The sequence below is a fragment of the Vibrio cyclitrophicus genome, from assembly GCF_024347435.1.
GTDB lineage: Bacteria > Pseudomonadota > Gammaproteobacteria > Enterobacterales > Vibrionaceae > Vibrio > Vibrio cyclitrophicus.
The window spans coordinates 2,014,978-2,028,902 of record NZ_AP025480.1 but is presented as its reverse complement, the minus strand read 5'-3'; the positions used below and the strand labels follow the sequence as shown (position 1 = coordinate 2,028,902).

11 protein-coding genes are annotated in these 13,925 nt (G+C 43.2%); 6 read left to right on the top strand and 5 right to left on the bottom strand.

The window, feature by feature from the left end:
- Window positions 1-63: 63 nt before the first annotated feature.
- From OCW38_RS08825 to OCW38_RS08815, 3 genes are all read right to left on the bottom strand, one after another.
- Window positions 64-1,254, bottom strand: coding sequence for an amino acid aminotransferase (locus OCW38_RS08825; RefSeq protein ID WP_010441428.1), 1,191 nt, complete (start codon window positions 1,252-1,254; stop codon window positions 64-66).
- 202 nt (window positions 1,255-1,456) lie between these two features.
- Window positions 1,457-2,959: an HD-GYP domain-containing protein gene (locus OCW38_RS08820; protein ID WP_261893744.1), complete on the bottom strand. Its 1,503-nt coding sequence runs from the start codon at window positions 2,957-2,959 to the stop codon at window positions 1,457-1,459.
- Window positions 2,960-3,294: 335 nt separating this feature from the next.
- Window positions 3,295-3,594, bottom strand: coding sequence for a hypothetical protein (locus OCW38_RS08815; RefSeq protein WP_065100302.1), 300 nt, complete (start codon window positions 3,592-3,594; stop codon window positions 3,295-3,297).
- Window positions 3,595-3,814: 220 nt separating this feature from the next.
- Here OCW38_RS08815 and OCW38_RS08810 point away from each other — a divergent pair, with 220 nt between their 5' ends.
- Both OCW38_RS08810 and OCW38_RS08805 read left to right on the top strand, forming a co-directional pair.
- Window positions 3,815-5,218: an aminotransferase-like domain-containing protein gene (locus OCW38_RS08810; RefSeq protein ID WP_016800897.1), complete on the top strand. Its 1,404-nt coding sequence runs from the start codon at window positions 3,815-3,817 to the stop codon at window positions 5,216-5,218.
- Between the two features lie 144 nt (window positions 5,219-5,362).
- Entirely contained in the window at window positions 5,363-5,569 is a 207-nt protein-coding gene (locus OCW38_RS08805) for a hypothetical protein (protein ID WP_016784568.1), read from the top strand.
- A gap of 147 nt (window positions 5,570-5,716) precedes the next feature.
- Here the strand turns inward: OCW38_RS08805 and asnS are convergent, their stop codons facing one another.
- Window positions 5,717-7,117, bottom strand: a complete 1,401-nt coding sequence (gene asnS / locus OCW38_RS08800) for an asparagine--tRNA ligase (RefSeq protein WP_261893740.1) — start codon at window positions 7,115-7,117, stop codon at window positions 5,717-5,719.
- Window positions 7,118-7,854: 737 nt separating this feature from the next.
- Here asnS and OCW38_RS08795 point away from each other — a divergent pair.
- Window positions 7,855-9,345, top strand: coding sequence for a SulP family inorganic anion transporter (locus OCW38_RS08795; RefSeq protein ID WP_010441412.1), 1,491 nt, complete (start codon window positions 7,855-7,857; stop codon window positions 9,343-9,345).
- Window positions 9,346-9,488: 143 nt separating this feature from the next.
- Here the strand turns inward: OCW38_RS08795 and OCW38_RS08790 are convergent, their stop codons facing one another.
- The gene (locus OCW38_RS08790; protein ID WP_261893738.1) at window positions 9,489-11,123 is read right to left on the bottom strand and encodes a methyl-accepting chemotaxis protein; all 1,635 of its coding nucleotides are present in this window, start codon (window positions 11,121-11,123) and stop codon (window positions 9,489-9,491) included.
- A 352-nt stretch (window positions 11,124-11,475) separates the two neighbouring features.
- Here OCW38_RS08790 and queD point away from each other — a divergent pair, with 352 nt between their 5' ends.
- The 3 genes from queD (at window position 11,476) to OCW38_RS08775 (ending at window position 13,717) form a co-directional block, all read left to right on the top strand.
- Entirely contained in the window at window positions 11,476-11,838 is a 363-nt protein-coding gene (gene queD / locus OCW38_RS08785; protein ID WP_010441408.1) for a 6-carboxytetrahydropterin synthase QueD, read from the top strand.
- 457 nt (window positions 11,839-12,295) lie between these two features.
- Window positions 12,296-12,493, top strand: coding sequence for a hypothetical protein (locus OCW38_RS08780; protein ID WP_022570769.1), 198 nt, complete (start codon window positions 12,296-12,298; stop codon window positions 12,491-12,493).
- 81 nt (window positions 12,494-12,574) lie between these two features.
- Window positions 12,575-13,717: an amino acid permease gene (locus tag OCW38_RS08775; protein ID WP_261893735.1), complete on the top strand. Its 1,143-nt coding sequence runs from the start codon at window positions 12,575-12,577 to the stop codon at window positions 13,715-13,717.
- The last annotated feature ends 208 nt before the right edge of the window (window positions 13,718-13,925 follow it).

Here is a 13,925-nt window from a genome sequence, read left to right as displayed (position 1 = left end):
GCCAGCGTAACTGCTGGCTTTTTGATATCTATACGTCTTCAAGTACAGGTTTATGCTTTATGATTAAAGAACCGCAGCGATACCTTTACACAGAGGACCCATGTTTGACTTAGTCATACCAGCAACACTAATACGGCCAGAGCCAACAATGTAGATAGCGAATTCGTCTTTCAGGCGAGTTACTTGCTCTTTGCTTAGGCCAGAGAACGAGAACATGCCGTTTTGGCGTTCGATGAATGTGAAGTCTGCATCAACACCTTCAGATTTCAGTGTTGTTACGAACAGCTCACGCATCTCTTGGATACGATCACGCATTTCTGCTACTTCCGCTTCCCATTCAGCACGTAGATCAGCATCACCAAGGATGTGAGTTACTACAGCACTACCGTGCGCTGGTGGGTTAGAGTAGATAGAGCGAATGATGCTCTTAACTTGAGAGAACGCTGTCGTTGCTACGTCTGCAGATTCAGCAACAAGAGTGAATGCACCTACGCGTTCGTTGTACAAGCCGAAGTTCTTAGAGAATGAGCTAGCAACAAGGATCTCCTTGTTGTATTGAGCAAAAATACGTAAGCCAGCCGCATCTTCTTCAACGCCTTTTGCAAAACCTTGGTAAGCAAAATCGAATAGAGGAAGCAGTTTCTTCTCTGCAACTAGTTTAGCCAGTACTTCCCACTCTTCAGTTGTTGGGTCGATACCTGTTGGGTTATGACAGCAGCCGTGAAGAAGAACGATATCGCCAGCAGAAGCTTTCTCTAGGTCAGCAACCATGCCTGCGAAATCTTTGTCTTTTGTTTCAGCGTTGTAGTAGCTGTATTGAGCGGTTTCGATACCTGCCGCAGCGAAAACGCCGTTGTGGTTAGCCCAAGTTGGGTTACTGATCCAGATTTTCACGTCGCCCAGTTGGCGCTTGATGAATTCACCTGCTACGCGAAGTGCACCCGTACCACCTGGAGCTTGTGCTGTTTTAGCACGCTGAGACGTTACGATTTCTGCATCTGAACCGAAAAGAAGTTTCTGAACGGCTAGACCGTATTCAGCCGTGCCTTCAATTGTTAGGTAAGATTTGGTTTTTTCGTTTTCAAGAAGTGCAGCTTCTGCTTTCTTTACTGTTTTAAGTACAGGCGTTTGACCATCTTCATTTTTGTAGATGCCAACACCAAGGTTGATTTTCTCTGCGCGAGAGTCTTTTTTAAACTCTTCAGTAAGGCCGAGGATAGGGTCGGCGGGAGCAGCTAACACTTTTTCAAACATAATCTTCATCCATGTCAATTGAGAGGGGATAGTATCTACTGGTAGTTATACCTGTATGGAATTTTTAAGACAATACGAAGTGAACAGAAAGACCAAAAAAAATCCATTTCAATCAGATTTATTGACTAAAGAGGGTATTTGATAACAAAACACCCTACGGGTTAACCTATAGGGTGTAAGAAGTTAGTGATTTTTGAATAGATTATGCTGGTTGAGCAATGAAGCTCTCGCGTTCAAGTTCACTTGGGATGTTTTTGCCATCTTTATAGGTCGCTGCAATCTCGACAAACCGCTGTTCAACAGTAAGAAATGCTTGAACAACTTGCGGATCAAAATGCGTCCCATTGCCCTCCAAGATAATCTGTTTAGCTTGCTCGTGAGTAAAGGCTGGCTTGTACACGCGCTTCGATATGAGCGCATCATAAACATCTGCTAATGCCATTAATCGGCCAGATAACGGGATTTCTTCACCGGACAACTGATTTGGATAGCCGCTGCCATTCCATTTCTCATGATGCGTCAGTGATATCTCTTTCGCGACTTTTAAGAATGAGCAGCTTCCCAACTGCTTTTCTGCAATAGACAGGGCTTCAGCACCAATTGCAGGGTGACCTTTCATTATTTCAAATTCTTCATCGGTTAATTTACCGGGTTTTAGTAAAACCTTGTCAGGAATACCTACCTTGCCGACGTCATGTAGGGGAGCCGATTTATAAAGTAATTCGATATAATTCGGAGTTAACAAATTAGCGTGTGTTTCCGACCTGCTAAGCTCTTGTGCCAGTACCTTTACGTACTCTTGAGTTCTCAGAATGTGAGCACCCGTTTCATTATCTCGAGACTCTGCAAGCGCCGACAAGCTAACAATCGCAACATCACGTGTGGTTTTTACTTCGTTCTGCGCGGTTTCAAGGCTATCTAGCATGATGTTAGTCATGGATGCCATAGAACCTAGCTCGTTGTAGCCGAAAATCGGTAGACGAATGCCTGGTTCACCTTGGGTAACTTTATTCAAGGCGCACTCTTGGCTAAGGAGAATACGTTTAATCAACTTGTTCCAAAGTGTCATTATGGTTATCGCGTATCCACCAAGTACTAGCGCTAAATAGATGAACTCTTTAATCACGCTGACTTTGCCGGTGCCATCTAACAAGCGTTCAGGGTTGTTCTCCAGCCAAAAAATATCTTTAACAGCCACCATCGTCAGCATAGTGGTCAGTGTGATTAGAAGTACGATGACTAAACCGATCATCTGATTCACTAATGAACTTCGCTCTCCTACTAGTTGGAAGTCAAATTGCCCAGATTTTTCCATCTTGTCTATCTGATTCAATTTGGCTTTCAGTTGCAGAATGCTTCCCGTAAAAAAGCCGAACAACGTCATTCCGAAGACCACTTTTAAATTACTATCGATAGTGAAGTCGTAACTCAAGTTGTAATAAAGAGCGAAAGGGACGCTTACTACAAAAAACAACAGGGAATCGAGTTGTGCAAACCGACCTTGTTTAACCAAAGTGTGGTGTGCAAACAGGAAATGGCGCACAAGCCAAACCAAGGCAAAAACGATGCTCACTTGAGTGAATATTTCTAGGGTCGTTAAGGTGTCGAGCATAGGGCATACTCGACTGCAATAGGTGCCAAAAAGTACGCCAGCGATAACGTACAGTTGAGTTGTTAGCGACTGATTATAGTTTGATGTATCCATCGATAAGCCTTTATTCGTTTTCGTTTCTGATCTACATAATGCTTATTAGATTCACGAGTTTTAAGCACGCATACTTGCTGTGAAATACGCATTGCCTGTATTGAAATATAAATAACTTGAATGACTTGCGTAAATAAGACCGGAAATTCTATCGATAGCTTTCGTTGATTGATACAAGAAATTGATGTGTGTAAGTGATTTGTTAACTAAGTGGGGATTATTACAGCATTACTATGAGTATACGTTAATAGCCTCGATAGAGAGTCGAGGCTATTCTGTGGTCGATCTTGGCTTGCTCTTGAAGAACAGCGAAAGCCGTTACGTTTAATTGTGTATTATTTTTTTAGATTGATCTCAGCTTCAATAGAACTGGTTTCAATATCAGGATGAGACGCCAGTTTGTCAGTTGCCCACTGGTTTAAGTGCTTAAGAATTGCAGACACCGCGTGTTTCTCTGTCGGCGCTTGATCTTGCTCTACGTCGATCTTCTGCTTTGGATGCGAACCTGTTGCATCTTCAGCGATATGAAGCCAGTCTGGGTGCCAGTAATATGGCTGGCCACTCGGTGTCGTCCAACTGTGAACACCGTTTGACTCTCCTTTATAACTTAATTGGTCTGCTTTTATTCTTGTCATTGTTATCTCGCATGTTTTTTGGGTTACATCAAATGATTGAGGCTTAGAGCGAACTTGGCTCTCGCCCTGATTACAAACTTAGCAAAGCTTACAAAGTTATCTGTGAACCAATTCACACAATTATAGAAATCAGGGGTAATCATATGGATAGCAGCAATAGTTGTTAACGTTAGTGATAAAATCTCCGGCTTATTAGAATTTATCTAGGTAGTACAGTTAGATGGCGCGTTATGAAGAGCTTGCAAAGGACATTCGAACTCAGATTGCTAACAACACTTGGCGGTCCGGGGAGAAGATCCCTTCTGTGCGCATGAGTTGTCGAAATTACAACGTCAGTAATAGTACTGTTCTACAAGCCTATCAATTGTTAGAAAGTGAAGGTTGGATTATCGCCAAGCCTCAATCTGGCTATTTTGTCGCGCCCAGAATGGATGATATGGATTACCTATTAACGCCAGAGCGTGAGAAGAAAGCGATCAATGACCGCTTGTTTGATTTCTTAAAATCGAGTTCCGCAGAAGGTGTAATACCTTTTGGCTCAGCCTTCCCAGATCCTGACCTTTTTCCTTTGCCTACCTTGACCCGAAACCTCGCGAGTGCAGGAAGAAAGATGACGGGAGCGAGTGTCATTAATAATTTACCGCCGGGCAGTGAGTCACTCAGAAGGCAAATTGCCCAACGTTATTTGCAGCAGGGTATTACGGTGAATCATCAAGACATCGTGATTACTTCAGGTGCGATGGAAGCGCTCAACTTGAGCCTACAAACGGTCACCAATTCAGGTGACAACGTTGTGATTGAATCTCCAGCTTTCTATGGCGCTTTACAGGCCGTAGAGAGGTTGGGGCTCAATCCGATTGAAGTGGATGTTTGTCCAATCAATGGATTGAATATTGATCAGTTTGAAAGCGCACTACAAAACCAAGAGGTAAAAGCGTGTTGGCTGATGACGACTTTTCAAAACCCGACAGGGACAAGTTTGTCTGAAGAGGCAAAGCGCCGTGTGGTTGAGATTGCAGAACAACACGAAACCTACATTATTGAAGATGACGTATATGGTGACCTCTACTTCGAGGGTCATAAACCCAAACCGCTAAAAGCCTTCGATAAGACCGATTCTGTTCTGCTTTGTGGTTCGTACTCAAAAAGTCTGTGTCCGGGTTATCGGGTCGGCTGGGTTGTGAACACGCGTTTCAATGATGCCATTCAAAAGCTTCAGCTTCTTTCTACACTGTCGAGTAGCGCGCCTGTTCAGCTCGGAGTCGCACACTTTCTGACGCATGAAAGCTACGATAACCACCTTCGTAAACTGCGCAAAAACCTGTTGCTAAGAAAAGAGAGTTTTATCAGCGTGATCAGGCAATACTTTCCACATTCTATCCAAATTGAAGAGCCCACTGGCGGCTATTTTGTCTGGATTCGTTTTGTTGAGAAATTCGACAGCCAACAATTTCATCAACTGGCTATTGAGCAAGGTATTAGCGTCGCATCTGGCGATTTGTTTAGCGAACAGGGCAGAGTAGACAACGCGATTCGGTTGAACTTTTCGTATGAACTGACTAAAGAGAAAGAGCAAGCTCTGAAGTTACTTGGGCAATTGGCGCATCAATTAACGAATTCATAGTCTGGCAGCTTGCTCAAAAGGTTAAGTTACTCATAAAACAGCGAGTGATTTCAACTGTACGGGCTGATTACGCTGTAACTGTACGCCTTGTTGATCAAAGAGTTGTGATTCAATAACGGTAGATCAAATTTTGGAGATACCGTTATGTTGAAAGTGACTATGGGAAACGAAGTTAAGCTTATTATTGTCGCGATTGTGTGCGCACTTCTGCTTATCATCGGCCATGTTTTATTGGCCAAAGCATTCGCAGATATGGCTTGGGCTGAATATACAACTGCAGCAATCCCATTCGTTATGATGGCAATCTGTGGCTTTGCCATTAAATACGCGAAAGACCAAGATGTCGATTAGCTTTTGAATGATTAGTTTCTGCTGGTGGTATGCCGAAGCATCAGTCGTTTCTTTTATTCCGAATATAAAAAACCTCCGCAAATTGCGGAGGTTTTTATTTGTTCTTAACTTTTAGATTCTAGTAAGAGCTAAGCTCTCAATATCGAATTAGAAGTTTGCAGAGCGTGGTGTACGTGGGAATGGAATCACGTCACGAACGTTGCCCATACCTGTTACGTAAGATACGAGACGCTCGAAACCAAGACCGAAACCAGCGTGTGGCACTGTGCCGTATTTACGTAGGTCGCGGTACCAGCTCATGTGCTCAGGGTCGATACCCATAGCAATCATACGCTCGTCTAGAATGTCTAGACGCTCTTCACGTTGTGCACCACCGATGATTTCACCGATGCCTGGTGCAAGTACGTCCATTGCCGCAACTGTTTTGCCGTCGTCGTTTAAGCGCATGTAGAAAGCTTTGATGTCTTTCGGGTAGTTCTTAACGATAACAGGTGCTTTGAAGTGCTCTTCAGCTAGGTAACGTTCATGCTCAGAAGACATGCCGATGCCCCATTCAACGTCGAATTCAAATTTCTTACCAGAGTCTAGTAGGATTTGGATTGCGTCAGTGTAGTCAACTTGTGCGAAATCAGCGTCAACGAATTGCTCTAGACGAGTGATCGCTTGCTTATCGATGCGAGAAGCGAAGAACTCAAGGTCATCACGGCGCTCTTCAAGAACAGCAGCGAAAACGTACTTAAGCATGTCTTCAGCCAGCTTCGCTACATCGTCAAGGTCTGCAAACGCAACTTCAGGCTCAACCATCCAGAATTCAGCTAGGTGGCGACTTGTGTTTGAGTTTTCAGCACGGAACGTAGGACCGAACGTGTAAACCTTGCTTAGTGCACAAGCGTAAGCTTCCGCATTAAGTTGGCCAGATACCGTTAGGAAAGTTTCTTTACCGAAGAAATCTTCGTTGAAGTCAACTTTGCCTTCGTCAGTGCGAGGTAGGTTTTCCATGTCTAGCGTAGATACACGGAACATTTCGCCAGCGCCTTCTGCATCAGATGCAGTGATAAGCGGAGCAGACGTCCAGAAGAAACCTTGCTCGTGGTAGAAACGGTGAATCGCTTGAGATAGACAGTTACGTACACGTGCTACTGCGCCAATCACGTTTGTACGTGGACGCAGGTGAGCAACTTCACGAAGGTATTCGATAGAGTGACGTGTCTTAGCCATTGGGTAAGTGTCAGCGTCTTCAACCCAGCCAACAACTTTAACGTCAGTTGCTGCTAGTTCGAAGTCTTGACCTTTCGCAGGAGACTCAACAATCTTACCTGTTACTTCAACAGAGCAGCCAGTTGTTAGCTTTAATACTTCGTTTTCGTAATTATTAAGATTATTAGGAACCACGGCCTGAATCGGGTCGAAACAAGAGCCGTCATAAATGGCAAGGAAAGAGATTCCAGCTTTGGAATCACGACGTGAACGGATCCAGCCGCGAACAGTTACTTCACTGTCTACCGCTAGCTTGCCGCCAAGTACGTCTGTTACAGGCGCGTAAGTCATGTTGATTTCATTCTCCATTGAGGGACAAATTCAACTCAAAGTTACTAGCGTTACTGCAAATATATAGATATTCGCACAATAATTAGCCGAAACATCGAGTTGTATAAACTTTTTAAATCGATTGAACATATTACCTGTCATACGGACAGCTTCAACCTTTATTCTTGCTCGACGAAAGAAATATTGTGTCTGCAGACAAGAAAAACCACTAAGGGTTGTTTTTTTGTTCGATTTCATGCGGTGCAATTGCCGTTAGACGTTTATAAACGTTATGTCGGAGTTAGGTTATTAAACTAGGTTAGTAACCGTTTTGGTCAATAGCCGTAACCGTTTTAATGAATAGCCGTAACCGTTGACGAGGTGGTATAGGTTTGGAATCTTTGTTTGCAATAATGAATGTGTGATTGCATCAAGACTCACTTTATATTGGCGCGGCTCAAGCTAGCTCAATGTTTACGATCCAACTTAATACTTACGATCTAGTCTAATGTTTACTCGCTAGCTTAATTTGTACTGTTTATCTTAGTACCTATTATCAATCGGCTTGAGCTTACTTATTCAATAGCAAATAAATCACAAACCAGAGGAGTTTAATATTCACGTGTTAATTACGCCGCCTTAGCCCCTGCATTCTCTCTACACCCGCACTTTTCGAGCGCTCGCTCATTCAAGAAAAACAGTCGATCAAATTATGTCTGAACAAGGCAGGACTGGCTGTACAAGTAAAAGAGAATTACATGCTTAATTATTTAAAAAAACACTGGTTATCAAACGTTAAAGGAGATTCATTATCTGGGATTGTGGTTGCACTCGCATTAATCCCAGAAGCTATCGCATTTTCAATTATCGCAGGCGTTGACCCTAAAGTAGGGCTTTATGCTTCTTTCTGTATCTGTGTCGTCACTGCGTTGGTTGGCAGTCGTCCGGGGATGATCTCCGGTGCAACAGGTGCTATGGCACTGTTGATGGTCACCTTAGTTAGAGAGCACGGGTTAGAGTATCTGCTCGCGGCTTCATTTCTTGCAGGCGTGGTTCAAATTGCGGCTGGATATCTCAAGCTAGGAAACCTGATGAACTTTGTTTCAAAATCAGTCATAACGGGTTTTGTTAACGCACTCGCGATTCTTATCTTCATGGCGCAACTCCCTGAACTCATCAATGTGCCATCAAGCGTTTACCTGTTAGTCGCTCTTGGTTTAGCCATTATTTATCTGCTTCCTTATTTCCCTAAATTAGGCAGTGCGATACCGTCTCCATTGATTGCCATCGTAGTACTTACTATCGTCAGTCTGCTCTTTGGTTTGGATGTAAGAACAATTGGCGATATGGGTAAGCTTCCTGATTCACTGCCTGTGTTCTTAATTCCTAATATTCCATTCACGTTTGATACGTTGGCGACCATACTTCCTTATTCTATTGCTCTGTCCCTCGTCGGCTTATTAGAGTCCTTAATGACAGCGACGATCGTCGATGATCTGACCGATACTGAAAGTAATAAAAACAATGAATGTAAAGGGCAGGGCGTTGCGAACATCGTGGCTTCCCTTTTTGGTGGAATGGCGGGGTGTGCGATGATCGGCCAGTCGATAATCAATATCAAATCTGGCGGTTTGACGAGGTTATCAAGCTTAATTGCAGGGGTTGTTTTGTTATTAATGGTAGTGTTTGTCTCTGATTGGTTGAAGCTGATACCGATGGCGGCGTTAGTGTCTGTGATGATCATGGTTTCTATCGGCACATTCTCATGGCGTTCTGTTGTTGAGCTTAAAGACCACACACTCCCAACTAACGTAACCATGCTAGCAACAGTGGCGGTGGTGGTGTTTACTCACAATCTCGCAATAGGTGTTGCGGTTGGCGTGGTGCTATCGGCTCTGTTTTACGCTCATGTCAGCAAGTCAATGGTGTTTATTTCAGATGAAGTGATGACTAACGAAATACACACGGTTCATAAAGTAAAAGGGCATGTATTTTTTGCCTCTTCGGAAGCGTTTGTTGACCTATTTGATTATGACAAAGCTACATCTTTGGTGACCATCGATATATCGGATGCGTCATTCTTAGATAATACCTCTGTTGAGGCGCTTGATAAGGTGGTGTTCAAGTTCCGTAAAAAAGGCGCTTACGTTGAAGTGGCTGGAATGGATACCGTGAGTGCAAGTCTCATCTACAAGCATGCGATGTATCATAAGCATAAAGACCTAACTGCGGTTTCTATTACACACTAAATGATTGTTTAATTGGGAATTCGAGTCCTAAATAAAGAAAGCTAATAACTTAAAGCGCTCAAAATTGAGCGCTTTTTTTGTTGAAAAGGAAAGAAAAGCAACTTCAAAAACAGCGCCACACTGCGGCGTTATGGCGTTAGGCGTTATGACCTTTTCTTATCTCTGGCGTTTGCGCTCGACAAAGTGAATTGATTTATCAGTGATTCAAGGTGGTCAGACAGCTCTTCAAGGTCATTACTGATCCCGCGGGTTTCACCAGCAGATTGTGACGTATTATCGGCATGTGAAGTGATGGTCTCGACCTTCTGCTGAACGTCTTTGGTCGCCAGTGTGGTGGATTGCGTTTGCTGCTGGATATTTTGTGCATGGGCCAGCACTTGTTTCATCTCTTCCACGACACTGTTCATTTCATGCGATAGTGCATCGATATCTGTTGAGCTTTGATGTGCTTGCTCGCAAACTCGGTCGGCCGAAGTTAAAGATTCTTCGCTACCTTGTTGGAACTGATGAATAATCGATTCAATACTGCCTGTCGCTTCAGCCGTTCGTGAGGCAAGATTACGAACCTCATCAGCAACTACCGCAAAGCCACGACCTTGTTCACCTGCGCGAGCGGCTTCAATTGCTGCATTCAAGGCAAGAAGGTTAGTTTGATCGGCAATGCCTCGAATAACACTCAATATTGAAGAAACCTCTCCAGTTTGCTCATTGAGTGTCAGTATTTTGTGTTTCACCTCTTCAATGCTGGTGACTAGGTTCTTTATTTCACCACTTGCGTCATGTGCCTGGTTGGCACTTTTGCACGCTACATCAGCTGTGTGGTTGATGAGTTCGGAGGCCGTTAACGTCGCTTGTTCTACGTTGATCTGCTGAGCTTGTATCCCTTCAACATTGTTTTGTACTTCAGCCGTTTCATTCTGCTGATCACTGGCTGCTTGTTCGGTAATGTGCGCAACGCTGGTCAGTTGATTGGCAGACGCATTCAACTTATGTGAGGTGTTTTGTACCTTTTCCAAACTGTCGGAAACGGTGCCCATGAACGAGTTAATAGAGTTAGCCAGTGTTCCAATCTCATCTTTACTTTGTTCGGGCAGCCGAGTGGATAGGTTTTTATCGCTGCTGACTTGGGTCATAAAGCGAGATGTCTGTTGAAGAGGGCGAACGATGATTTTACGAATCAGCCCCATGGTTAACACGAAACCAGCAAAAGAGATCACCGCCATAATACCGATCGCGGTCATCGTTTGAGTATTGATCAGCGAGTTGACATGGCTAAGGTTATATTCAAGTCGAATCGCCCCTAAAACTTCCCCCTCCGGTGCCATGTGACAAGTGATGCAGTTTGTACCGCGATAGTTTTCACTCGATTTCATTGGTAGGGCGATAACAAGGCCTTTTCCCCAATCAGAAGAAAATGGTTCGATAACGGTTTCGCCAGCCAATGCGCGCTTGTCGATATCATCAACGGGTATTTGGTTTTCATTGCCGGGACCGTATAGTTTACTCACTGCGTCTGCACGCAAGACTCGAACATTTTCAATACCGTCTTGAGCTAGCGCTTTTTGACGGAGTGTATCTTTTTGCGCCATGGTACCAGTGAGCATCATCATATTGAGGCTATCGAAATAGTTACTCGCTTTGTCGTGTAGTTGTTCACTGAGTACCGAGTTAACCAACTCTTTTTGTTGCGAATATTGAAAATACGTCGATATGGCAAGCAGGAAGGTAAACACGACGGCCAAAGCCACCAGGATTTTGAAAGTGATTGTTGAGCGCATAGGGAATAGTTTTTATTATTTATAATGACGCGCATACTTTACGTGTCAGAGACCCTACTACCTATGGGGTATAACAAATAGTGTGACCATTCTCCGCTTATGATGATGTTTCTGTGATGTAACAAGTTTGTGTTGTTTTTTTGGCGCGTAAGTGTCAGTAATTTATCATTAAATAGCGATAAGTATGACCTTGTTTCCGTGTTCTCGAACTTTAAATGTTAAATCTATTAATAGATGCGATTGATGGTGTTTGATTTTATAAATCAGTTTGAGGGCTTACTATTGATAGAACTTGTGAAGTGGCAGGGTTTTACGTAAAATTGCGTGTCATTTTTTTAGCCTGAGAAACACAATGAGATCTGAGTTATACAAAGAGTTTATGTTTGAAGCAGCCCACCATCTTCCACACGTGCCGGAAGGGCATAAGTGCGGTCGTTTGCATGGCCACTCTTTTCTTGTTCGTTTGTACGTAGAAGGCGAAGTTGATCCGCATACTGGTTGGGTAATCGACTTTTCTGAAATCAAAGCCGTATTCAAACCAATCTACGACCGTCTCGACCACTATTACTTGAACGATATTGAAGGTTTAGAGAACCCAACGAGTGAAGTATTAGCTAAATGGATCTGGAACGAGCTAAAACCAAACTTGCCGCTTCTAAGCAAAGTTGAGATTAAAGAAACATGTACTGCAGGTTGTATCTACCGCGGTGAATAAGTTTTCAATACTGTAATTTTGAGACTGCACTTAGAAAACTGTATTTTCAAAGCAATTAACTTCAATACGATAGTATTCAATATCGCATTTAAGGTTATAGTTTTCAAAGTTTCAAAGTTTCAAAGTTTCAAAGTTTCAAAGTTACGAAAGGCGCTCACAAGAGCGCCTTTTTTGTGCTTGTTATCTGGTTTGGTTACTCTGCGCACAAGCTCTGATTTTATTGGGTTTGATGTATTTATGGAGCGGCTTTTTATCAATAATGATTATTGTTTTACAAAGTTAAGTGGTTAATTTGTATTCAAATGGCCATTTTGTTTAATTTAATAGCAAAAATTGTGGCTATAGCGTTGTGTTTCGAGGCTCATTCTATAAGATGAAAAGACCTCTATGAGAGAGGTAAGGCAGCAACGGATACGCTGCTTCAAATACTATGGAATGTGACTTATTGGACACATACATGAAATTCAAGATTACATCGCCGATTATTGAACCTACGGAAGGTTCACCACATCAGCTAACGCTCACTCACGCTTCTCGTTTTACCTCTTTTAAAACAAGCTCCCCTTTGAACGCCCTGTTCGACAATGTCTCTGCACGCTTCTCTACCGCTTATCGCTCCTATTGTTATTCGTTTTATAACTTTATTTCTATCTGAACACCTTTGTCATCTGCTCGATGTACGAAGACTTACACCTATAAAAACTAAACAAATAAGTTAAAGACAATGAATATTAAAATGATAGGGAGCTCCCTAATTATCGCTGGTACCGCTCTCGGTGCTGGTATGCTTGCGATCCCAATGGTATTAGCTCAATTTGGATTGCTTTACGGCACACTGCTGATGGTTCTGATCTGTTTCGGCACCACTTACGCAGCATTATTACTTCTAGAAGCGACCATCAAAGCGGGTGGCGGTTTAGGATTAAATTCTATTGCCCGAAAAACCTTGGGTAGACAAGGCCAGCTACTCACTAACGGCTTGCTATACGCGTTATTGATTTGCCTATTGATGGCTTATATTTTGGGCGCAGGTGACTTGCTGAGTAAGTTACTGTCTAACTTTGGCATAGAGATCACCGCGACCACGAGCCAAATCGTGTTCACGCTTATTGCCGGAGCCGTCGTCGCAAGTGGTACTGGCGTAATTGATAAGCTCAACCGTGCACTGTTCTTCGTGATGTTAGCGAGCTTGTTTGCAACCATGACTTTTTTGGCGCCGAGTATGACTCAAGAAAACCTGATGCAGGTGACAAGTCATGACCACGTTGATCTCATTAAAACCAGTGCAATTCTGTTTACCAGTTTTGGTTTTATGGTTGTGATTCCAACTTTGGTTTCTTACAACCATGAAGCGACAGACAAACAGCTGCGTAACATGGTGATCGTCGGTTCTCTGATCCCATTAGTGTGTTACTTATGTTGGTTGTTTGCGGTAGTGGGTAACTTGAGCGAAGAGCAATTCAGAAGCTTCAAAAACGTATCAGATTTGATGGCGGCGTTTGAGGCTCAGTCTCCTTGGGTGGGTAATATACTTTCTACCTTTACAGGTTTGGCGTTGTTAACCTCTTTCTTTGGTGTGGCGATGGCGTTGTTCAACCAGAACAAAGATATGTTCAATAAAAATACGGCGGTAACTTATTGCATTAGCTTCATCTTACCGTTGGTGGGCTCATTACTTGCTGCAGATAAGTTCCTACAAGTCTTGAACTACGCAGGCATCATTTTGGTATTCTTGGCGGTGTTTGTTCCTTTAGTAATGGTTCACAAGCAGCGTTTCATGAAAGTTGCTGACGATAGGTACCGCGCCGAAGGTGGCAACGTAATGATGCTGTTTTCACTGTTGTTTGGTTGCTTCTTGCTTGTTTCACAAGTGATTTAACAAAACAATTTGGTGGGTTGAATAAATCAGTCACCAAGCTTCCTTCAGATACAGAAGCTTCAGAAACAAAAAAAGGAACGCATCGGCGTTCCTTTTCATTATCTGCTCGTTATCAAGCAAACTGAGTTAAGCGTTGGTTTTTTAACTGATGCTGGCCAATAAATTAATACGGACTAGCAAGCCAATGCTAACTAACAAACGAATGTTA